Origin of the sequence: Tenacibaculum haliotis (assembly GCF_025215075.1) — a bacterium.
Taxonomy (GTDB): domain Bacteria; phylum Bacteroidota; class Bacteroidia; order Flavobacteriales; family Flavobacteriaceae; genus Polaribacter; species Polaribacter haliotis_B.
The window spans coordinates 12332-34339 of the sequence record NZ_JAOBTH010000029.1; the positions used below are offsets into that span (position 1 = coordinate 12332).

The window sequence follows — 22008 nt, forward strand, 5'->3', positions numbered from 1 at the left end:
CGGGTGCAAATATAACAACAGTTTTTTATTTGCACAAAGCTTTTTTGTTTTTTTATTTATTTTTTATTTCACATGCTTCATAGCATCCTCTAAACATGAAAATTAACCCTCATATATTTCGGATTAAATTTCATCAGAAACAAAACAATCATAGCAAACAAAAGGTAAATTTACAATAAAAACAATATTCATTGATGCTGTTTTTACCGTAAAAATCTATTATTAAAAAATATCAAAATATAAAAGCACTTTATTTAATCTTAAAAATCTTGTTTAATACAAACTTTCTAATTTAAAATTAATAGCGAATATATTATTCAGAGTTACGCTATAAGCAATAAACTATTATTAAAACCACCGAGAATAACATACTGCTTTTCTTACCTTTTACAAATAAATAACCCTGCAAGAGCAGGGTTATTTATTTATATTAATATGCTTTCGCAAAAAGAACTCTCTTAGAGGATGGATTTCCTGTAAATATACACTTCCCTACTTCCTCCTTAGCGTCATTAGGAATACACCTAATGGTTGCTTTTGTTAATTCCTGAATCTTATCTTCTGTCTCAGTCGTTCCGTCCCAGTGAGCAGATACGAAACCTCCTTTATTCTCTATTACATCTTTAAACTCATCAAAAGTGGTAACTTCAGTAGTATGAGCTGCTCTATAATCTAAAGCTTTTTTAAATAGGCTTTCTTGAATCTCTTCTAATAGATTAGCAACAACATTCACCACTTCATCAATAGCAATCGTTTGTTTTTCGAAAGTATCACGACGTGCAACTTCAACAGTACCGTTTTCTAAATCGCGGTTACCCATTGCAATTCTTACCGGAACACCTTTTAATTCGTATTCTGCAAATTTTGCTCCTGGTCTATAAGTATCTCTATTGTCAAACTTAACAGAAACCCCTTTTTTACGCAACTCTTTAACGATTACATCTACTTTTTCGGTAATAGCATTCAATTGCTCTTCTCCTTTGTATATAGGAACAATAACAACTTGAATTGGCGCTAATTTCGGAGGCAATACCAACCCTGCATCATCAGAATGTGTCATGATTAATCCACCGATCAAACGCGTTGAAACTCCCCAAGAAGTTGCCCAAACATGTTCTTTCTTCCCTTCTTTAGAGGTGTATTTAACATCAAAAGCTTTTGCAAAATTCTGACCTAAAAAGTGAGATGTTCCTGCCTGTAAAGCTTTTCCATCTTGCATTAATGCTTCAATAGTTAAGGTATCATCAGCACCTGCAAAACGCTCACTTTCAGATTTAGCTCCTTTTACAACCGGCATCGCCATAAAGTCTTCAGCAAATGTTGCATACACTTCTTGCATTTGTTTTGCTTCAGAAATAGCTTCTGCTTTTGTTGCATGCGCGGTATGCCCTTCTTGCCATAAAAATTCAGCTGTACGTAAAAATAAACGCGTACGCATTTCCCAACGCACAACGTTTGCCCATTGATTTATTAATAAAGGCAAATCGCGGTATGACTGTATCCAACCTTTATAGGTATTCCATATAATTGCTTCAGAAGTAGGACGAACCACTAACTCTTCTTCTAACTTAGCTTCAGGATCTACTCTTAATTTCCCTGGTTTATCAGGATCGCCTTGCAAACGATAATGTGTTACAACAGCACATTCTTTCGCAAAACCTTCTGCATTTTTTTCTTCAGCTTCAAATAAACTTTTAGGTACAAATAAAGGGAAATATGCGTTTTCATGTCCTGTTTCCTTAAACATTCTGTCTAATTCTGCTTGCATTTTTTCCCAAATAGCAAATCCGTAGGGCTTAATTACCATACACCCTCTTACTGCTGAGTTCTCAGCTAAATCGGCTTTTACCACCAATTCGTTATACCATTTCGAGTAATCTTCGTCTCTTTTTGTTAAGTGTTTGCCCATAATCAAAAGTTTGGCATAAATATTGTTATTTTTTATGCGTAAATTGTCTCTGCAAAACTACATTAAAAAGGCTACAAGCCCAACAAAGAAATAGTATTTTGCATTTCAATTTTGGAATTAGTTTTTATAACCCAAAAATTTAAGCGATGAAAACACATTACACTAACATCAAGCTACCTTTTTATATTCTATCATTATTTATGGTAGCAACATTTGTTTCTTGCGGAACAATGCAAACCGTTGCTGGTAGTGATGATGGTATTTATGCTGATGACCAAGAACAGCCTCAACGTAGAGTTATAATAGTTGATGAAGATAAACATCAAGAATATGAAGAAAACTACTTTATAAAAGAAGTTGAACGTTTAGGGAGTTTAAATGGTACAGACATCTTTACAGATATTGAAAATTATGCATCAAATGATGATGATTATAATACTGAAGAGGACGACGTTGTTTATGACGACTACCCTGAAAACAATACAAATTACAATGAACCTTGGGGATACAATAGCAATAATAGTGATGTTGTTATTAATATAAATACCTCACCTCGATGGGGCTATTACAATGAGTGGGATTCTTATTATGGATACAATTACAACAGACCATGGTGGCGTTCTCGTTACAATAATTATCGCTGGGGATACAACAACTATTGGCATCCATATAATTACGGACATTATTATAATAATGGATTTTACATAGGTTTTGGTGGTTTTTATAATGCTTATCCTCGCTACTATCGTAACAACTATTACAACAATCGTTATTACCGACCTTATAGAGGAGCAAACTCTTATCGAAAATACAGAACAGCTTCAACTTCTAGAAGAAACGGAACTAATTACAGAAGAGGAACTACTACTAATAACCGAAAATATTCTTCATCAAGAAGATCTTCAAAAACCTATAGAAAAAGTACCAATACAAGAAACAGTACGCGCTCTACTAGAGGCATTAGAACTACAAGAGACTCAAATAGTAGATACACAAGAGGATACAACTCTAACGGAAATAGATCTGTAAAAAATACGAGAGGTAATCGAAGTACTCGTAGTAGCACTTCAAGAAACTACGAACCATCAAGAGGGAGTAGTAAATCAAGAAAATCTACAAGAAGAAGTTCTTCTAGCTATAGTAGCAGAGATAATAAACCCTCTAAAAGCAATAAAAGTTACTCTTCGAATAAAAGCAGTACTAGAAAATCAAAAAGTTATTCAACACCTTCTTCTTCAAGAAGCTCACGCAGTAATGCTAGACCTTCAAAGAGCAGTAATTCTAACAGATCTTCTAGAAGCAGCAGACGTTAAGTCAAATAGATTTTCAACTTAATTAAAGAAAAAATGAAAAAAATTTTAACACTTGCGATATTTATCGCTAGTACGTATACAGCCTTTTCTCAATCACTAAACTATAATGATTTAGGAATTTTATTCTCTAAAGACGACAATTACGGAACAGCCAGATATGAAAGTATGAGTGGAGCGTTTGGTGCTTTAGGAGGCGATATTTCTGCCTTCGGGATTAATCCTGCTGGTGCAGCTGTTAACAAAAAAAGTGTGTTTTCTGCGACTTTAAGTAACCGAAACACCGAATACTCTTCTATGTATTACGGAAACACAACAAATTCACAAGATAATTACTTCGACATTAGCCAAGCAGGAGGTATTCTTTCTTTTGATACGGCATATGATTCTGATTGGAACCGTTTTGCTTTGAGTTTTAATTACAGAATTAAAAAAGATTTTAACGGTTTTTATTCCGCTGAAGGAAATAGCAATCGCTTAATTCATAATGAGCATCTTGCCGATAACAAAGTTACAAGAACTCAATTTGATGCCAGTATAGATCAATATGTTTCTAGCAAAACCAAAGGACAATCAAGTGTTTTTAATATGGGGTTCTCTGCCGTACATCAAAACAAATTATTTGTAGGAGCTTCTTTAAATTTTCATGATATAGAATTTTACAGAGAAGGTTATTTTAATGAAGTTAATGATGATGTTGACGGAAACATTTTAAACGTAGAAAGTTATACCGAAACTTATATTCAAGGAAACGGATTTTCACTTGGCTTAGGTTTTATTTACAAGTTCAATCAAAACATACGAGTAGGTTTGGCTTATGAAACACCAACTTGGTATCAAGAAGTTATTGAAGATTACTATGATGAATTAATAATGAATGAAATTAAGAATTTAAGTATTAACGAATATATTAATGTTATTGGCTCAGAAGCTTATCCTTATAAATTTAAATCTCCTAGCAGAATTACAGCAAGTGGTGCTTATGTGTTAGGTAAGCAAGGTTTAATTAGTGTAGATTATACTTACAAAGATTATAAAAACACAAAATTTAGCGATGGTGATTTTAATCAAGAAAACACAAACTTTGCAAATGACTATCGAAATACACAAGCCTTAAATATTGGTACAGAGTGGCGCTTCGATAAGATGAGTGTTCGCGGTGGTTATCATTATGAAAAAGATCCCAACTTACTTTTAGGAGGCAACACTAATAAAGATAACATTAAAGGATACTCTGCTGGTTTAGGTTATAATTTCGGAAATATGAAATTTGATTTAGCATACAGTAACTATGAAAACAAACAGTTTTATCGTATTTACAATACTGATGACTTAAACATAAATAACAATACTTCTAGAATTTCTGCAACCCTTACTTTTAGCTTATAATTCTACTAGTAACAAAATATATAAAAGATCCTGCTTTTGCAGGATTTTTTATATACACATTTCTCAGTTTTTTACCGTAATTTTGCACTTCATTTTCACGACCTATGAGTACATTAAAAATAACATTACAAGAAACAAATAACGAAACCATTCTTAAATTTGTAAGTAACACAATTTTAGTAAACGGTGGTAGTTACGAGTTTAACAATATAGACGACGCTAAAAACTCACCTTTAGCGCAACAACTTTTTTACCTTCCTTTTGTAAAGAAAATACTAATTACTGCAAATTTCATCGCTATTCAGCGTTTTGATATTGTTCAGTGGGAAGATGTTGAAGAAGAAGTTCGCGAACAAATAGAAAACTATTTACAAGAAGGTAATACCCTTGTACAAGAAGAAACAACGAAGAAAGATGCTGTTGAAGTATATGCTGAAGTTACTCCGAATCCGGCAGTAATGAAATTCGGTTCAAACAAAGCACTTACACAAACTGATGTTGAATTTAAAAACATTGAAGAGGCTAGTAAATCTTCACCTTTAGCAAAAGAATTATTCGGTTTCTCATTTGTAAAAGAAATCTTTATTTCTGAAAACTACGTATCTATTACAAAATACGATATGATAGAATGGAATGAAGTTCATCAAGAAATTCGTTCATTTATTAGAACCTACATTCAAGACGGAAAAACAATTATACAAGAACTTCCGAAACAACAAACAAAGCAAAATGTTGAAATTCCGAAGGAAGATTTAACAGAAACTGAAGCTAAAATAGTTGATATTTTAGACGAATACATAAAGCCTGCTGTAGCTTCAGATGGAGGAAATATTGCCTTTCAATCTTACGATAAAGAAACAAAAAGAGTTAGCGTAATTTTACAAGGTGCATGTAGCGGATGCCCATCATCAACTGTAACTTTAAAAAACGGTATCGAAACCATGCTAAAGGACATGCTACCAAATCAGATTAACGAAGTAGTTGCTATTAACGGATAATTTTAAAATTACATGTCAAAAACAATCAAGCCCTACAAGGATTCTGAATTAGGAAAAAAAGAACAAGTAGCCAAAATGTTCGATAATATTTCTGAAGATTATGACGGATTAAACCGCGTTATCTCATTAGGAATTGATGTTAGTTGGCGAAAAAAAGTAGTAAAATTAGTTGGTGAGAATAACCCACAACAAATTTTAGACATTGCTACCGGAACAGGTGATTTGGCTTTAATGATGGCAAAATTAAATCCTAAAAAAATTACTGGTTTAGATATTTCTACAGGAATGCTAGAAGTTGGTAAGCAAAAAATAGCAAAGGCTAACTTAAGTGATAAAATTGAAATGATTGTTGGAGATAGTGAAAACATGCCTTTTGAAGACAATACTTTTGATGCTATTACTGTTTCTTTTGGTGTTCGTAATTTTGAAAACCTTGACAAAGGATTAACTGAAATATTACGTGTTTTAAAACCTGGAGGTAAATTTGTAGTCTTAGAAACTTCTAACCCTACTAAATTTCCTTTTAAACAAGGTTATAAATTTTACACCAATTATATTTTACCAATCATTGGTAAAATATTCTCAAAAGACAAGGTAGCTTATTCCTATTTATCAGAAAGTGCTAATTCTTTTCCGTTTGGAGAAGCCTTTAACAATATTTTACAAAAAAATGGGTTTAAGAGTGCAGAGAATTTACCTGTAACTTTTGGAGTTGCATCAATTTATATCGCTTTAAAATAATATGTTAAAAAAACTGTTGCTTTTCGGATTTTTTGGATTTTTCACAATAACCTTTCAGGCGCAAAGGGAAAAAATTTTAAACTTACCTAGTTTTGATAAACCAATATTTCATTACGGGTTTTATTTAGGACTAAATAATAATGGCTACAAAGTAGCGTATAAACCGAGTACATTTAGCAACGCTGAAATAGAAGTTTCGTCATCTATTGGATTTAATGTTGGGCTAATTGCAGATTTAAAATTACACAACAATGTTAATTTACGTTTTGAGCCAGGTTTAATTTCAAACACCAAAACGTTACGATTTAAGCATATTGCAGGAGCAGAAAATGTAAAAACAAGAGAAGTAGGTGCAACCTATTTACATTTACCTTTAATATTTAAATTAAGTACTAATAGAGTCAATAATCTAAGACCTTATGTATTAGGGGGTGTATCTTACGATTATAATTTTTCTAGCAATGAAGATAATAGCAATGATAATTTTGCAGGACAGTTTAGAACTAGCTCTAGTAACTTTATGTATGAACTTGGTATTGGTGTAGACTTTTATCTTAGTTACTTTAAGTTCTCACCATCTATTAGAGGAATCTTCGCAATTAACAACGAAGCTATAAACGATAACAAACCTTTAAGTCAATGGACAGACCCTATTGACTTTTTAGGAACAAGAGGTGTATTTCTTCACTTATCTTTCGAATAATAAAAAAGCTACTGTTACAGTAGCTTTTTTTATGCCTTACTTTTACTTCACTTTAAAAAACAAAAATGGCTTCCGTTTCCGAAAGCCATTTAAAATAACTGATTAAATAGATCCCCCCGAATCTATCTTCTTTATTATAGACACTAATAGTTTATATAAGTCACTAATTATTTAAAATAAAAATGACCATCTTTCGATGGTCATAGCAGTAAAGAAATAAATCTTTACCTATAAGATAGAAGTCCCCCGAAATCTATCATTTATTGTTATTTCTATTGATTCTTGACAAATATATAAGAAAAAGTCGAAATCTATTAGTTTTTAACAACTATTTTACTGTCTACCACGTCTTTAATAGGAAAAACTACCTTTTCATCAGCTGTTGCAACCGTTAAACAGATATTATCTATTGCAATGACAACTCCCTCAACATCACCTATGATAACTTTTTTTCCTATACTGACGTTTTTTCTTGAATAATACCCATAAAGTAGTCTTGCAACAACTTCTTTAGCTCCTAAACCAAATGCCAATGTAAATGCTAAAAGAACAGAACCTATTAAAAGAGTTAAATTACTTTTTATTACTGATGTATCTACTCCTGCTTGATCTAATGCTGTTATTGATAAAAAGACTACGATTAAATAAAAAGCAATATTCCCTACTAAGTTTCCTCCTGAAATTTCTAGAGATTTAAACATTGTTTGAACCGCTTTTTTAACCATGGTTCCTAAATAAGCACCAGCAACAAAAATTCCTAAGGCAGTTAATAATTTAGGTAAATAAGCAAAGAAACTTTTTATCCCGTCAGAAACAACTTCTAATCCGAATATATTCGAACCAGCCATTACAAACGTTAGTATTAAAAACCATTTTAATACTGCCAGTATTGCATTTGTTAAAACAATATTAATCGTCGAATTTCCAAAAATTTCTGTTTTACTTAATTTTTTAGACCATTCGTCAATCTTTGTTTTACTTAAAGCTTTTCTTACTATAAATAAGAAAAATTTAATAATTAGCCAAGCGAAAACCACAAAGCCAATAAACCCAAGGGCAGTTGGTAACGAATCGACAATATCTTGAAAAATATCTTTAAAAGGTTTTAAAATATCAATTTGTAATGCAATCATAACTACTGTATTGTGTTAGTTTTATATTTGGTTATTCGGTATCTTTAGAATCTTTTTTAGACGCACCACCTCCAAATAAATCAGCGATTGTACTTGGGTATTTCACCACAAATAAATCAGCCATATCTATCGATAGCTTTATCATTGCCACATCATTTAGTACTTTTCCTTTTAGTACCTCTGGCAACTCTTCATTATGTAATATTTTCTTAAATGGATTCTCCATAATTATTACAGTGCGTTATATGCTTTTATAACTTTTTCTTTTGCTCTTTTTAAACGCATTTTTACTGCGCTATCCCCTATTTCTAATGCTCCTGATATTTCTTTAATACTCATATCATCTTGATATTTCATTAAAAGAATCATTTTTTCAGAAACAGCAATTACTTCTAAGGCTTTTGCTAATTTATCAGCTTTTAATTCAAATAATGCAGCATCATCAATTTCATCTTCATTACTTTCTTCTTTAATAGTATCAGTTACAACGGTTACTTTTTCTTTTTTCTTCTCTTTATTTCTTTGCACATAATTTACGCAGAAATTATAGGTGAAAGAATACAGCCAGGTCGAAAACTTAGACTTTCCTTTAAAAGTTCTCAGTTTTACAAATAAGCGAATAAATACATCATGTGTTAAATCTTGTGCTTCTTCCTTGTTTTTAGAAAAACCATAACACTTATTATATACAACACTAGCGTAACGGTCATATAAAACAGCGAATAAATGAGTATCATTTTTTTCTACTATTTTACTAACCAGCGCTTCATCACTTAGTTTTGTATCCTCAGTACTTTTCAACAACTAATTATAGTTCTTATGTTATAGTTTTGGCTTGCAATTAATTTAGACACCTTTATATAAAAAAGGTCACTATTTCTTCTTTTTAAGAAAACAAATTTAACGTTTCTTTAACGATTATAAAATTTAAATAAAAAAGATTTATTTTTTTGTAACATTATTAAAGCAGCATACGTATAAGATAGTGTAGACCGATTGATGAATTAAAAATATTACTTAATTAGATGAGACAACTAAAGATTACCAAGCAGGTTACTAATAGAGAAACCGCATCATTAGATAAATATTTACAAGAAATAGGAAAAGTAGATTTAATTACTGCTGATGAAGAAGTAGAGTTAGCACAAAGAATTAAAGCTGGTGACCAAAGAGCCTTAGAAAAATTAACGAAGGCCAACTTACGTTTCGTTGTTTCGGTAGCAAAGCAATACCAAAACCAAGGATTAACATTGCCTGATTTAATTAATGAAGGTAATTTAGGGTTAATTAAAGCCGCAAAACGTTTTGATGAAACTCGTGGTTTTAAATTTATCTCATACGCTGTATGGTGGATTCGTCAATCTATATTACAAGCATTAGCAGAACAATCTCGTATTGTACGTTTACCGTTAAACAAGATTGGTTCTATCAATAAAATTAACAAAATGTATGCCTTTTTAGAGCAAGAAAACGAAAGACCTCCAAGTCCTGAAGAAATTGCTAAAAAGTTAGACATGACAGTTAATGACGTAAAAGAGTCTATGAAAAATTCTGGTCGTCACGTATCAATGGATGCGCCATTAATTGAAGGAGAAGATTCTAACTTATATGATGTATTAAATTCAGGTGAATCTCCAAATCCTGACAAAACATTATTACACGAATCTTTACGTATAGAAATTAACCGTGCCTTAGAAACATTAACTCCTCGTGAAGCTGATGTTGTTAAACTATACTTCGGTTTAGGTGAACACCAACCAATGACTTTAGAAGAAATTGGAGAAACGTTCGATTTAACTCGTGAGCGTGTGCGTCAAATTAAAGAAAAAGCAATCCGTAGATTAAAGCATACATCTCGTAGTAAAATATTAATGACTTACTTAGGCTAGGGATCATAAACCTCTTCTGGTATCTCACTTATAAAAATCTGTTTATATTTTAAACAAAGTGTTTTTTTAGACTTAAACGTCATGCTGAATTTATTTCAGCATCGCATAAAACTAAGAACTACGGTAAATAAGAATGCAAAACTAAAATAAGTTTAGTTTGATGGATTCGGTTTTTTAACGAAAAAATATTTTTAAATAAAATTACAAAACTCTCGAATTAATTTTCGGGAGTTTTTTTATTTGAAGCCTTTTCCTGCTTTCACTACTCGCTTTTTTCTCATCCTTCAAAAAAGAGCTCACACAAACCGTTCAATCAGGGCTAAACATATTTATAAATTTTATTACTTTACCATAGTTTCTTGCAAAGTCGAATTAAGTATCTTTGCATAAAATAACAACACAACAACAAACTAATGAGTAATTTAATTGCACCTTCAGTGTTAGCAGCAGATTTTGCTAACCTACAAAGAGACATCGAAATGGTAAACAATAGTGATGCCGATTGGTTTCATATTGATATTATGGATGGTGTATTTGTACCAAATATATCTTTCGGAATGCCAGTTTTAAAAGCGATTACAAAACACGCTAAAAAAACAATCGATGTGCATTTAATGATTGTAAATCCAGATCAATACATTGAAACCTTTGCTAATTTAGGAGCAGATATTTTAACAGTACACTACGAAGCTTGTACGCACGTACACAGAACAGTTCAGGCTATAAAAGCAGCAGGAATGAAAGCAGGAATAGCTTTAAACCCTCATACACCAATTGCTGTTTTAGAAGATATTATTCAAGATTTAGATTTGGTATGTATTATGAGTGTAAATCCTGGTTTTGGCGGACAATCATTTATTGAAAATACCTACAAGAAAATAAGTCAACTTAAACACCTTATTGAATTTTCAAAATCTGATTGTCAAATAGAAATTGACGGTGGAGTAACCAATAAAAACGCAAATCAACTTATCGAAGCAGGTGCTGATGTTTTAGTAGCTGGTAGTTATGTTTTTAAAAGTGACAACCCTACAGAAACGATTAAAAACTTAAAAGAATTAATCAACTAAAAAAAGGAGGAAAACTTAAAAATTTTCCTCCTTTTTTTTTTAGAATTGAGCTATTAAATAGTTAATCAAATCTGTTGTGGTAACAATACCAACCAACTCGTTATTATCAACCACTGGTAATGCATGAAATTCTTTTTTTGCTAAAATTTCAGCAACTTCTTTTATGGTTGATGAAGAAGTAACAGTAACTAAATTTTTAGCCATTACCTGATCTATGGTAAACATATTATAAACAACAGTATCTACATTAATTTCATCAATATCTACTGCATCAGCAAAACTTATTCTTAACAAATCAGTATAGCTTAACATTCCTTTTATTTCAGAACCACTTACTACAGGAATGTGTCTTATTTTTTCTTTTTTAAATAACTTTTCAGCAAACATTAAATCGTCTGAACTACTTAATGTAATTACGTTTTTACTCATAATAGCTGATACTGGCGTTCTTTTTTTCATCTTACTTTCAATTTATAGTTAATTACTACAACAAATTTCAGGAATAAAATCAATCAAAAATCTGATTAAAATCACACTCTTATCATTATTTTTTTTGTAAATTATCAATTGAAAACGCTTATTAAATTGATACAAAAATTACAAAACCATTACGGATATTTATTTGAAACCGAACTACTTGATGAAATAGCCTCAATAGCCACTTATAAAGAATTTAAAGAAGACGCTATTATTATTGATGTTGATAGTTATATGGTTGCTATACCCTTAATAATTAGTGGTGCTATTAAAATTTTAAGAGAAGATAAAGATGGTGACGAATTAGTGTTATATTATATAGAAAAAGGAGACACTTGTGCCATGACATTGTCTTGTTGTATCGGCAACACTAAAAGCAAGATAAAAGCTGTTGCTGAAACTGATGTTGCTTTATTTATGATTCCGAAAAACAAAATGTCAGAATGGTTAAGTAAGTATAAAAGTTGGCAAGAATATATTTTATTAAGCTATCATTCTAGACTTAACGAATTCATCGAAGCAGTAGATTCTATTGCCTTTTTAAATATGGATGAACGCTTGTATAAATATTTAAAAGATAAAGCTATGGTTATTGGAAACGATGTTTTAAATGTTACGCATTTACAAATAGCCAATGATTTGCACACCTCTAGAGTTGTTATTTCTAGATTACTAAAAGCTTTAGAAAAGAAATCTAAAATAAAATTGAGTAGAAATCAAATAAAAATATTGGAGTTATAATTGTATTCAAATTTATACAAAACCTTTCTTAAAACAAAAAAACGATGCTTTAAAAGCATCGTTTTTTTGTGACCGCGAAGGGATTCGAACCCCCAACCCTCAGAGCCGAAATCTGATATTCTATCCAGTTGAACTACGCAGCCTTAATATATTAAGCTAAGCTTTTTTTAACAATCATTGAAATGGTTTTACCATCAGCTTTTCCTGCTAATTGTTTTGAAACCATCCCCATCACTTTTCCCATATCTTTCATTCCTTCTGCTCCAACTTTAACAATAGTTTCCTTTACCACTTTTTCAATTTCATCTTCTGATAAAGCTTCAGGTAAAAACTGTTCTAAAACAGCTGCTTCTGCCAATTCAGGATCTGCCAAATCTGCCCTACCTTGTTCAGAAAAAACTACAGCACTATCTTTACGTTGTTTTACTTGTTTCTGAATAATTTTCAATTCATCTGCTTCAGAAATTTCACCTGATCCTGTTTCAGTATTTGCCAACATAAAAGCCGATTTTAATGCTCTAAGTGCTGTTAAAGCAACTGTATCTTTCGATTTCATTGCTTCTTTCATCTTATCCATCACTTGTTTTTGTAAACTCATCTTTCTTGTTTTTTTATGATTAAAAAATTCCCGACAAGGCGGGAATTTTAAAAAAGTATATTCTTATTTTATTAATCTACATTGTCATGTAAAAAAGAATTATTTGAACGTGACAATCCGTTATTATCAGCATTTAAGGCAGTATCTGACTTACTAATATCTGCTCCTGCATTTATATCAACTCCCATTCGTTTATACGCTGGCTGACGCTCTATATCATCAATATTACGATTTACCTGATCGTTAAATTTATGATTAAAGCCCTTCATTTTTTCACGTCTTTCTTCCGTTCTTTTTCTTAATTCAGAAATTGTAATCTCTAATGGAGAAACCTCTTCACTTGTTGTTTCAATATTATTAATTTCTTCTTGAGTTTTAGTTCTTACTTGAAACTGTAACTCTTCTTCAACCTCTTCCTTTATAATCGGTGTAGAACTTTTACCAATAGTCGGTTGCACATTAAAATCATCTAAAACATAACGTTTTTCTATTTGATGGCCTTTCGGCATCACTTCTTCAGCAACTACGTTAATGTTTTTAATTTCATTTGTTGTGGTTACTATCGGTGATTTTGGCTTTATTTCTTCATAAGAATTCACTGGTAAATCAAACAATAAATCTTGTTGAACCGGTTGTTGTCTTACTTCTTTCTCAACATTACCTCCTGTTGCAATATTTGTTATTATAAAATCATCTTCAGAGATTGTTTCAATCGCAATCTCATCACAAACTACATTTATATTTCTTATTGCTTCAGTTGTTGGAATTAAATTAAACTTAGGTGCTGCAACTTCTTCTTTTAAAACATGTACAACTTTTGCAGGCGTACTTACTGTAAGAGGTTCGTTAATCGCTGGCGCAACCTGAACTTTTTGTTCACCAAAATTATAAGTTGCCTTTTGTTCATCCTCTAAAGTATGAACAATTTTTTTCACTTCTGTATTTGTGATTGTTCCTTGCTGATCAGCAGTAAAACCTGTTGCTACTATTGTTACTACAATACCATCTTCTAACGACTCATCTTCTCCAACTCCCATAATGATATTAGCATCATAACCTGCTTCATCTTGAATGTAGTCATTAATCTCACCTATTTCATCTAAAGTAACTTCGTTAGCACCTGAAACGATTAACAATAATACATTTTTAGCTCCCGTAATTTTGTTGTCATTTAACAACGGAGAATCTAATGCTTTTACAATAGCATTTTTAGCACGATTATCTCCTGTTTCTTTAGCAGATCCCATAATTGCAGTTCCGCTATTAGAAAGTACTGTTTTAGCATCGTGTAAATCAATATTTTGCTTATAATGATGTGTTATTACTTCTGCAATACCTTTCGCTGCTGTTGCTAAAACTTCATCTGCTTTAGAGAAACCAGCTTTAAAACCTAAGTTTCCATAAACTTCTCGCAGCTTATTATTATTTATGACAATAAGTGAATCTACGTTTTTACGTAACTCATCTATTCCTTTTTGAGCTTGCTTGCTACGCATTCTTCCTTCAAACTGAAATGGCATTGTAACGATACCTACCGTTAAAATATCCATATCTTTTGCTATTTTAGCGATAATAGGTGCTGCACCAGTACCTGTACCACCTCCCATACCTGCGGTAATAAATACCATTTTAGTATGCGTGCTTAACATTTGTTGAATCTCTTGAATACTTTCTGCAGCCGCTTGTGCACCAACATCAGGATTTGCTCCTGCCCCTAAACCAGAAGTTAAATGGGCTCCTAATTGAATTTTATTAGGAATTGGGCTACTTTCAAGCGCTTGTGCATCTGTGTTACAAATCACGAAATCTACTCCGTGAATTTGTTTATTAAACATATGATCTACTGCATTACTTCCTCCCCCACCAACTCCAATCACTTTAATAGCATTTGATTGTGTTTTTGGCATGTCGAATGAAATGTTATTGAATTCTGTGCTCATAATAACTTTTCTTTTTTAATTTTTATTCACTTTTACACTCCTTTCTCAGGGGACAAAAAAGGGGTGACTTATTTAATATTCGTTTATTCTGCGTTGTCTAAAAACTCCGTAAATCTTTCTCTAAACTTATCTAAAAAAGATTTAGACTTACCTTTTTTTATCGTTTCTTTTTCAACAATTTCTGCCACAGGAGTTTCTTCCACAGCAGTATCTTTCGTTTCAGTTATGATTTCTTTTTCATAATTCTCTACTACTTCGCTTGATTCTTTCTGTAAACCTTCCATTAACAAACCAACTGCGGTTGCGTATGAAGGGCTAGACAAAACATCGTCAGAATCACCTGCTAAATGTTCATTCGGATATCCAATACGAACGTCCATTCCTGTTATATATTCTACTAACTGGCGTAAATGTTTTAACTCAGATCCTCCTCCGGTTAATACAATTCCAGCAATTAATTTTCCTTTCTGAGTTTCGTGCCCATAATTTTTAATTTCTAAATACACATGCTCTATAATTTCTTGTACTCTGGCATGAATTATTTTTGATAAATTCTTAAGTGTAATCTCTTTAGGCTCTCTTCCTCTTAATCCTGGAATAGAAACTATTTCTGTTTCTTTATTTTCTCCTGGCCATGCAGAACCAAACTTTACTTTTAGTAATTCTGCTTGTTTTTCGATTATCGAACAACCTTCTTTTATATCTTCAGTAATTACATTTCCCCCAAAAGGTATTACTGCCGTATGACGAATAATACCATCTTTAAATATTGCTAAATCGGTAGTACCCCCACCGATATCTATCAAAGCAACTCCTGCTTCTTTTTCTTCTTGACTTAAAACTGCGGATGCCGATGCTAACGGTTCTAATGTAATATCAGACAAACCTAAACCTGCACTCTTTACGCATCTTCCAATGTTTCTAATCGAAGAAACCTGACCAACAACTACATGAAAATTAGCTTCTAGTCGTCCGCCATACATACCAATTGGCTCTTTTATTTCTGACTGACTGTCTACTTTAAAATCTTGTGGTAAAACATGAATAATTTCTTCACCAGGAAGCATTACTAATTTATGCACCTGACTAACTAAACTTTCAATATCAATCTCATTAATTACCTCGTCAGATTTTTCGCGCGTAATATAATCGCTATGATGCAAACTTCTTATATGTTGCCCCGCAATACCTACAACAACACTTTCAATTTTCTGCCCCGAAACACTTTGTGCCTCATCAACAGCTTCCTGAATAGATTGAATTGTTTGGGTTATGTTATTTACCACTCCACGTTTTACACCTAAACTTTTAGCTTTACCAATACCTAAAATTTCTAATTTGTCGTATTCATTCTTACGACCAATCATCGCAACAATTTTGGTAGTACCAATATCTAAACCAACGGCAATTTTATTATTCTCCATCTTGCTTTTGTTTTGTGCACACAACTTGGTTGTGGTATTTTACATTTATTGTCTTATAATTTTTAATTGTTTTATCAATCAATGCTTTATTATAAAATGCAATTAGCTTTTTAAACTTCACATTTACATTTACTAGCTTCCCAAAAACTATTTTATATTCACCGCTACGAACTGTAAATTCATATTCTTCACGAACATTTTTTTGGATTGCAATAATTTCTTTATTCAAAAAATCATGTGCTCCAATTGTTTTTATTAAACTAATTAACTCCTTTATATCTTTAGCATTATTTATGCCTGAAACTAATGGTACTCTTGCTGAGAAATTTGCTGACAAAGGAATTTCAACACCAAACTTATCAATATAATATGAATCACTTTTATTAACAATACGCGCTATTGGTTTGCGCTGTTTTATAAGTGTTTTTAGCACGCCATTAATTGTTAAAAAAACAGCTGCTTTTTCAACATAAGGATTCTTTGAAACATTTGTTTCTAAAAGGTGTAAATCTACCACTCTTTTTGGTTGATTTTTAACAAAAATTTTATTTTGTATTAACAATTTATCAACCATACTGTGTGTCAAAAAGTTATTATCACCTGCTTCAAATTCAACTACGGTGTTTTCAACCTTTTTTATGCCATTTTTACCCGCCGCAAAGCCGTACAAAAACCCTAAAAACACTAGCAACACGAAAAAAGAAAGATATGTTGTTACTTTTCTCATATTTAAATATTATATTTTTTCTCTAAACTATTCTTTACTTCACCGACCAATAAACCGATATCGCCTGCCCCTAACATTGTTATAATTTTTGCCTCAGATTTCAAGATTTCAGCGCCTAAATTTTCTTTAGAAACCAATGCTTTATTTTCTGAATTTATTTTAGCTAGTAACCACGAAGAAGTAACTCCTTTTATAGGCAACTCTCTTGCTGGATAAATATCTAATAACAATACTTCATCAAACTTAGAAAGTGCTATTGCAAAATCTTCCACAAAATCTTTTGTTCTCGTATATAAATGTGGTTGAAAAACGGCCAACACTTTTTCCTTCGGATACATTTCTCGTATCGAATGCTCTACAGCATTTATCTCTGTTGGATGATGCGCGTAATCATCAATCAATACCACATCTTCTGTTTTAATTTTATATGAAAACCTTCGCTGAACTCCTTTAAACGTTTTTAATTGTTCTTTAATTTTCGCTAAAGAAACACCATACACATCTGCCGTTGCTAAAGCAGCCAAGGCATTCATCATGTTATGTTTTCCTGGTAAATGAAATTCAATATTCTTTATTTCTGATGTTGGTGTTTGCACATCAAAAACATACTTTCCTGTTTCAACTTTTACATTGTACGCCTTATAATCTGCCGATTCATTTACAGCATATGTTAACCCTTTTAAAGGCAAACCTTTTGCTACAATTAATGTATCAGAAACTTTATTTGCAAATTCTCTAAACGACTGTTGTAACATTTCATTTTCTCCGTAAATATCCAAATGATCAGCATCCATAGAAGTAACGCATGCAATATTTGGCGACAATTTTAAAAATGACCGATCAAATTCATCTGCTTCTACAACTGATATTTTATCTTCTCCTAAAATTAAATTTGAATTATAATTTTCTGCAATTCCTCCTAAAAAAGACGTTGCTTTTTCAGGTTGCATTATGTGTCCTAAAATAGAAGAAGTTGTGGTTTTACCATGTGTACCTGCAACCCCTAAACAAAAAGTATTTTTAGTAATTTCTCCTAAAACTTCTGCCCTTTTTAAAATTTCAAATCCGTTGTTTATAAAATAATTTAATTCTTGATGTACATTCGGAATCGCAGGCGTATAAACCACCAACGTTTGCTCTTTATCTAAACAAGAAATATCGATGTTTTTAACAGCATCTTCAAAATGAATTTTTACACCAATCTCCTCCAACTTTTTAGTAATCGGACTTGGTGTTTTATCATAGCCAAATACCTGTTTTCCGTTCACAGCAAAATAACGAGCAATAGCGCTCATACCGATTCCTCCGATACCAATAAAATAAACGTTATGTATTGTTTTTAAATTCACTAATTAATTAGTTTTTCTATTTCGTTAACGATATCACTCGTTGCATTGGGCAATGCTAATTCATTAATATTTTCACTTAAACTCTGCTGCTTGCCTTTATCTTTTAATAATGTTTCGATTACTATCGGAAAAGTATCTAACTCATTTTCTTTCACTAAAATTGCTCCATGTTTATCTACAATCGATTTTGCATTTTTAGTTTGATGATCTTCTGCTACATTTGGCGACGGAATAAAAACAGTTGGTTTACCCACAATACACAATTCTGAAACTGAACTTGCACCCGCTCTTGAAACTATAAAATCAGCTGCCGCATACGCCAAATCCATTCTATTTAAAAACTGATGTACCTGTACGTTTTCTACTTCATTATATTTCTTATATTCTTCAAAATACAACTTACCACATTGCCAAATTAATTGAATATTCTGATTTTTAAAAAAGTCAAGATTTTCTTCTATTAATTGATTTATCTTTCTTGCCCCTAAACTTCCACCTAAAACTAGTATTGTTTTTTTTGAACTATCTAACTCAAAAAATTCTTTTCCTACGTTAATTTTTGCATGAATCTTTAACAAATCTTGACGAACAGGATTTCCTGTTTTTATAATTTTATCCTTCGGAAAAAAACGTTCTAAATTATCATAAGCAACACATATTTTACCTGCTTTTTTACTCAGTAATTTATTTGTAATTCCCGGATATGAATTTTGTTCTTGTACAACTGTAGGAATTCCTTTTTTATTAGCAACCATTAATGTTGGTCCACTTGCAAAACCACCTGTACCGATTACCACATTTGGTTTAAATTTTCTGATAATTTTATGCGCATTCCATAAACTACTTAACAACTTAACAGGAAATAATAAGTTCTTGGCAGTTATTTTTCTTTGAATGCCTGAAATCCACAATCCTTTAATATCATAACCTGCTTGTGGAACTTTTTCCATTTCCATTTTATCTTTTGCACCAACAAATAAAATATTTGCATCCGGATACCGGACTTTTATTTCATTTGCAATGGCAATAGCCGGATATATATGCCCTCCAGTTCCACCGCCGCTTATAATAACATTAATCGATTGTTTCATGTAAAATATCTAAAGGGTTATCATCTAAAATTGTTTCCTCTGTTTCATTTTTATGAGCACTAACACTTAATATCATTCCTAAAGCAAAACACGTCATCCAAATAGAGGTACCACCACTACTGATTAACGGCAATGTTTGCCCTGTTACAGGTAATATATTTACGGCTACTGCCATATTAATCATCGCCTGAAAAACAATTGGAATCCCTACTCCCAACACCATTAAAGTCGCAAAAATTGTCGTTGCCTTTTTAGCGGTAATTAAAATTCTAAACAACAATAAAAAATAAATAAATGCAACTATTATTGCTCCTACAAGACCATATTCCTCAATAATAATAGCATATATAAAATCGGAAGATGATTGTGGTAAAAAATTTTTCTGCACACTCTTTCCTGGTCCTTTTCCTAGTATTCCGCCTGTGGCGATTGCTATTTTTGCTTTTTCTACTTGATAATTTTCTTTTCTATCTGAATTAGAAAAACCATCTAATCTACTTTGCCAAGTGTTTACCCTGTTTGGCATTGCATCAGGAAAAGCCTTTGCTACCAGAATAAAAAAGAGCAAAGAAAAAAGCCCTATTCCTAAAATATAACCAATGTATTTTAACGGATATCCACCGATAAACGTTAACACCAAAATCATAAAAAACACAATTGCTGTGGTAGATAAATTTGCAGGAAGTACTAATGCTAATACAAGCCCTATAGGCAGCCACAACTGTAATAAACTATCTCTAAAACTTATTACGTTCTCTTTGTTTTTTGCTAGATACCTCGATACATATACCATTAACACCAAACCTGCTAGTGTAGAGGTTTGAAAACCGATACCCACAAAAGGTATTCGAATCCACCTACTTGCATTGGCTCCTCCGATTGTTGTTCCTTGTGCCAACGTGACTATTAATAGTAATACAACTATTGGTAACATTAAAACCGAGCCTCCACTAAAATAACGATACGGAATTTTATGTACTCCATAAATTACAGCAAAACCTGTAATTAACAACATTACATGCTTTATTAAATGCCCTAAGGTAGAACCATTACCAACTACATATACTAAATTTGTACTAGCACTATAAATTGGCATAAATGAAAATATTGCCAACACAGCAACAATAGCCCAAATAGCCCTGTCTCCTTTTATATGCTGAAAAATAGTTTTCATTAATTTATTTTATAAATTTTTAATAGCTTCCTTAAATTTTCGCCCTCTATCTTCATAGTTTTCGAACAAATCGAAACTAGCACATGCTGGAGATAACAAAACAACATCTCCTGCTTTCGCTACTTTATTTGCAACTTTAACAGCTTCTTCCGCTCCTGCAGTTTCTACTAAAACATCTACTACATTGCCAAAGGTTTCAATGATTTTCTGATTATCTAAACCTAAACAAATAATTGCTTTCACCTTTTCTCTTACCAACGGTAATAAATCAGCATAATCATTTCCTTTATCAACACCACCAACTATCCAAACCGTAGGACTATCCATACACTCCAATGCATAAAAAACAGCATTTATATTGGTAGCTTTACTATCGTTAATAAACTGTACTCCATTAATTTTCTGCACATATTCTAAACGATGCTCTACACCTTCAAAGTCTAACAAACTTTCAGCTATTGTTTCTTTTCTAGCCTGTAACAATTTTGCTGCCATAGCTGATGCCATTGCATTTTTAGTATTGTGTTTTCCTTTTAATGCTAATTCAGAAACGTTCATTAATACCTCTTCTGTTGTTAATTTCATTATTATTTTATTTTGTCTTAAAAAAACTCCGTATTCTAATTCTCTTTCGATAGAAAATGGAATCTTTTTTGCGTTAATTTTATTTTTACTTAACCAATTTTTTATTGCCGTATCATCGGCATCATAAATTAAAAAATCATCGGCTGTTTGATTTTTCGTAATTCGGAATTTTGAAGCTATATATTTATCAAAATTGTACTCATACCTATCTAAATGATCTGGCGATATATTTGTTATAATTGCAATATGTGGTTTAAAATCTATAATTCCATCTAACTGAAAACTACTTAATTCTAATACATATTCACTGTGTTTACCCTTCGCTACTTGCTCTGCAAAACTATCACCAATATTACCTCCTATTCCAACGTTAAATCCAGCTTTATTAAGTATATGACCAGTTAATAAAGTGGTCGTTGTTTTTCCGTTTGAACCTGTAATACCGATTATTTTTGCATTTGTAAATTCAGCTGCAAATTCTATTTCAGAAATTACTTTTATTCCTTTTGAAATCAATTCTTGAACTAACTTCACGCCATCAGGAATACCTGGACTTTTCATTATAACATCAGCATTAAAAATTTCACTTTCTGTGTGCTGATTTTCTTCAAAATCAATTGAGTTATGTAAAAGAACTTTTTTGTGTTTCTCTGCAATACTCCCTTTATCAGAAACAAAAACTTCAAATCCTTTTTGTTTTCCTAATAACGCTGTACCAACACCACTTTCTCCTCCGCCAAGAATTACCAACCTTTTCATT

21 protein-coding genes and 1 tRNA gene are annotated in these 22008 nt (G+C 31.8%); 8 read left to right on the forward strand and 14 right to left on the reverse strand.

Going from position 1 to position 22008, the window contains the following annotated elements; translation table 11 throughout:
• Nucleotides 1-430 precede the first annotated feature (430 nt).
• Nucleotides 431-1909, reverse strand: coding sequence for a proline--tRNA ligase (proS, locus tag N2251_RS11825; RefSeq protein WP_260586914.1), 1479 nt, complete (start codon nucleotides 1907-1909; stop codon nucleotides 431-433).
• Between the two features lie 146 nt (nucleotides 1910-2055).
• Here proS and N2251_RS11830 point away from each other — a divergent pair, with 146 nt between their 5' ends.
• From N2251_RS11830 to porT, 5 genes are all read left to right on the forward strand, one after another.
• Entirely contained in the window at nucleotides 2056-3222 is a 1167-nt protein-coding gene (locus tag N2251_RS11830; RefSeq protein WP_260586915.1) for a hypothetical protein, read from the forward strand.
• A gap of 33 nt (nucleotides 3223-3255) precedes the next feature.
• Nucleotides 3256-4608: an OmpP1/FadL family transporter gene (locus tag N2251_RS11835; protein ID WP_260586916.1), complete on the forward strand. Its 1353-nt coding sequence runs from the start codon at nucleotides 3256-3258 to the stop codon at nucleotides 4606-4608.
• Between the two features lie 104 nt (nucleotides 4609-4712).
• Entirely contained in the window at nucleotides 4713-5606 is an 894-nt protein-coding gene (locus N2251_RS11840; RefSeq protein ID WP_260586917.1) for a NifU family protein, read from the forward strand.
• Nucleotides 5607-5618: 12 nt separating this feature from the next.
• Nucleotides 5619-6347 (forward strand): bifunctional demethylmenaquinone methyltransferase/2-methoxy-6-polyprenyl-1,4-benzoquinol methylase UbiE, encoded by a 729-nt coding sequence (gene ubiE / locus N2251_RS11845; protein ID WP_260586918.1) that lies wholly within the window; start codon nucleotides 5619-5621, stop codon nucleotides 6345-6347.
• Nucleotide 6348: 1 nt separating this feature from the next.
• A complete protein-coding gene (gene porT, locus N2251_RS11850) occupies nucleotides 6349-7050 on the forward strand; it encodes a type IX secretion/gliding motility protein PorT/SprT (RefSeq protein ID WP_260586919.1) in 702 nt (233 codons plus the stop codon).
• Nucleotides 7051-7364: 314 nt separating this feature from the next.
• On the opposite strand, the gene N2251_RS11855 is transcribed toward porT, so the two are convergent.
• Genes N2251_RS11855 through N2251_RS11865 form a run of 3 tightly spaced genes read right to left on the reverse strand, consistent with a single transcriptional unit; the run spans nucleotide 7365 to nucleotide 8987 of the window.
• Nucleotides 7365-8183 (reverse strand): mechanosensitive ion channel family protein, encoded by an 819-nt coding sequence (locus N2251_RS11855; protein WP_260586920.1) that lies wholly within the window; start codon nucleotides 8181-8183, stop codon nucleotides 7365-7367.
• Nucleotides 8184-8214: 31 nt separating this feature from the next.
• Nucleotides 8215-8409, reverse strand: a complete 195-nt coding sequence (locus tag N2251_RS11860) for a hypothetical protein (RefSeq protein ID WP_260586922.1) — start codon at nucleotides 8407-8409, stop codon at nucleotides 8215-8217.
• Between the two features lie 5 nt (nucleotides 8410-8414).
• Nucleotides 8415-8987: an RNA polymerase sigma factor gene (locus N2251_RS11865; protein ID WP_376741009.1), complete on the reverse strand. Its 573-nt coding sequence runs from the start codon at nucleotides 8985-8987 to the stop codon at nucleotides 8415-8417.
• Nucleotides 8988-9208: 221 nt separating this feature from the next.
• Here N2251_RS11865 and N2251_RS11870 point away from each other — a divergent pair, with 221 nt between their 5' ends.
• Nucleotides 9209-10072, forward strand: a complete 864-nt coding sequence (locus tag N2251_RS11870) for a sigma-70 family RNA polymerase sigma factor (protein WP_028890199.1) — start codon at nucleotides 9209-9211, stop codon at nucleotides 10070-10072.
• Nucleotides 10073-10485: 413 nt separating this feature from the next.
• Entirely contained in the window at nucleotides 10486-11142 is a 657-nt protein-coding gene (gene rpe, locus N2251_RS11875) for a ribulose-phosphate 3-epimerase (RefSeq protein WP_260586929.1), read from the forward strand.
• A 39-nt stretch (nucleotides 11143-11181) separates the two neighbouring features.
• On the opposite strand, the gene N2251_RS11880 is transcribed toward rpe, so the two are convergent.
• Nucleotides 11182-11601: a CBS domain-containing protein gene (locus tag N2251_RS11880; RefSeq protein WP_260586931.1), complete on the reverse strand. Its 420-nt coding sequence runs from the start codon at nucleotides 11599-11601 to the stop codon at nucleotides 11182-11184.
• Between the two features lie 126 nt (nucleotides 11602-11727).
• Here N2251_RS11880 and N2251_RS11885 point away from each other — a divergent pair, with 126 nt between their 5' ends.
• A complete protein-coding gene (locus tag N2251_RS11885; protein WP_260586932.1) occupies nucleotides 11728-12360 on the forward strand; it encodes a Crp/Fnr family transcriptional regulator in 633 nt (210 codons plus the stop codon).
• 69 nt (nucleotides 12361-12429) lie between these two features.
• Here the strand turns inward: N2251_RS11885 and N2251_RS11890 are convergent.
• The 9 genes from N2251_RS11890 to murD form a co-directional block, all read right to left on the reverse strand.
• Nucleotides 12430-12503, reverse strand: a tRNA-Arg gene (locus tag N2251_RS11890).
• 8 nt (nucleotides 12504-12511) lie between these two features.
• On the reverse strand, nucleotides 12512-12958 hold the full coding sequence (locus tag N2251_RS11895) for a GatB/YqeY domain-containing protein (protein WP_260586934.1): 447 nt from the start codon (nucleotides 12956-12958) through the stop codon (nucleotides 12512-12514).
• A 71-nt stretch (nucleotides 12959-13029) separates the two neighbouring features.
• On the reverse strand, nucleotides 13030-14898 hold the full coding sequence (ftsZ, locus tag N2251_RS11900; RefSeq protein ID WP_260586936.1) for a cell division protein FtsZ: 1869 nt from the start codon (nucleotides 14896-14898) through the stop codon (nucleotides 13030-13032).
• An 83-nt stretch (nucleotides 14899-14981) separates the two neighbouring features.
• Nucleotides 14982-16322 (reverse strand): cell division protein FtsA, encoded by a 1341-nt coding sequence (ftsA, locus tag N2251_RS11905; protein WP_260586937.1) that lies wholly within the window; start codon nucleotides 16320-16322, stop codon nucleotides 14982-14984.
• Nucleotides 16312-17049 (reverse strand): cell division protein FtsQ/DivIB, encoded by a 738-nt coding sequence (locus N2251_RS11910; RefSeq protein WP_260586938.1) that lies wholly within the window; start codon nucleotides 17047-17049, stop codon nucleotides 16312-16314. Before N2251_RS11910 ends, ftsA begins: the two co-directional genes overlap by 11 nt.
• 2 nt (nucleotides 17050-17051) lie before the next feature.
• Entirely contained in the window at nucleotides 17052-18398 is a 1347-nt protein-coding gene (gene murC, locus N2251_RS11915) for a UDP-N-acetylmuramate--L-alanine ligase (protein WP_260586940.1), read from the reverse strand.
• Nucleotides 18398-19489: an undecaprenyldiphospho-muramoylpentapeptide beta-N-acetylglucosaminyltransferase gene (gene murG, locus N2251_RS11920; RefSeq protein ID WP_260586941.1), complete on the reverse strand. Its 1092-nt coding sequence runs from the start codon at nucleotides 19487-19489 to the stop codon at nucleotides 18398-18400. The genes murC and murG overlap by 1 nt, the downstream gene beginning before the upstream one ends.
• A complete protein-coding gene (locus N2251_RS11925; protein WP_260586943.1) occupies nucleotides 19473-20663 on the reverse strand; it encodes an FtsW/RodA/SpoVE family cell cycle protein in 1191 nt (396 codons plus the stop codon). Before N2251_RS11925 ends, murG begins: the two co-directional genes overlap by 17 nt.
• A gap of 9 nt (nucleotides 20664-20672) precedes the next feature.
• Entirely contained in the window at nucleotides 20673-22007 is a 1335-nt protein-coding gene (gene murD, locus N2251_RS11930) for a UDP-N-acetylmuramoyl-L-alanine--D-glutamate ligase (RefSeq protein ID WP_260586945.1), read from the reverse strand.
• Nucleotide 22008: the final 1 nt, after the last annotated feature.

Bases quoted from the DNA above. Each gene is read 5' to 3' on its own strand.
- N2251_RS11855 (WP_260586920.1), bottom strand. From the start codon at position 8,183: ATGATTGCATTACAAATTGATATTTTAAAACCTTTTAAAGATATTTTT.
- N2251_RS11840 (WP_260586917.1), top strand. From the start codon at position 4,713: ATGAGTACATTAAAAATAACATTACAAGAAACAAATAACGAAACCATT.
- porT (WP_260586919.1), top strand. From the start codon at position 6,349: ATGTTAAAAAAACTGTTGCTTTTCGGATTTTTTGGATTTTTCACAATA.
- proS (WP_260586914.1), bottom strand. From the start codon at position 1,909: ATGGGCAAACACTTAACAAAAAGAGACGAAGATTACTCGAAATGGTAT.
- N2251_RS11895 (WP_260586934.1), bottom strand. From the start codon at position 12,958: ATGAGTTTACAAAAACAAGTGATGGATAAGATGAAAGAAGCAATGAAA.
- ftsA (WP_260586937.1), bottom strand. From the start codon at position 16,322: ATGGAGAATAATAAAATTGCCGTTGGTTTAGATATTGGTACTACCAAA.
- N2251_RS11870 (WP_028890199.1), top strand. From the start codon at position 9,209: ATGAGACAACTAAAGATTACCAAGCAGGTTACTAATAGAGAAACCGCA.
- murD (WP_260586945.1), bottom strand. From the start codon at position 22,007: ATGAAAAGGTTGGTAATTCTTGGCGGAGGAGAAAGTGGTGTTGGTACA.
- N2251_RS11860 (WP_260586922.1), bottom strand. From the start codon at position 8,409: ATGGAGAATCCATTTAAGAAAATATTACATAATGAAGAGTTGCCAGAG.
- N2251_RS11835 (WP_260586916.1), top strand. From the start codon at position 3,256: ATGAAAAAAATTTTAACACTTGCGATATTTATCGCTAGTACGTATACA.
- N2251_RS11925 (WP_260586943.1), bottom strand. From the start codon at position 20,663: ATGAAAACTATTTTTCAGCATATAAAAGGAGACAGGGCTATTTGGGCT.
- ftsZ (WP_260586936.1), bottom strand. From the start codon at position 14,898: ATGAGCACAGAATTCAATAACATTTCATTCGACATGCCAAAAACACAA.
- N2251_RS11830 (WP_260586915.1), top strand. From the start codon at position 2,056: ATGAAAACACATTACACTAACATCAAGCTACCTTTTTATATTCTATCA.
- murG (WP_260586941.1), bottom strand. From the start codon at position 19,489: ATGAAACAATCGATTAATGTTATTATAAGCGGCGGTGGAACTGGAGGG.
- rpe (WP_260586929.1), top strand. From the start codon at position 10,486: ATGAGTAATTTAATTGCACCTTCAGTGTTAGCAGCAGATTTTGCTAAC.
- N2251_RS11910 (WP_260586938.1), bottom strand. From the start codon at position 17,049: ATGAGAAAAGTAACAACATATCTTTCTTTTTTCGTGTTGCTAGTGTTT.
- N2251_RS11880 (WP_260586931.1), bottom strand. From the start codon at position 11,601: ATGAAAAAAAGAACGCCAGTATCAGCTATTATGAGTAAAAACGTAATT.
- ubiE (WP_260586918.1), top strand. From the start codon at position 5,619: ATGTCAAAAACAATCAAGCCCTACAAGGATTCTGAATTAGGAAAAAAA.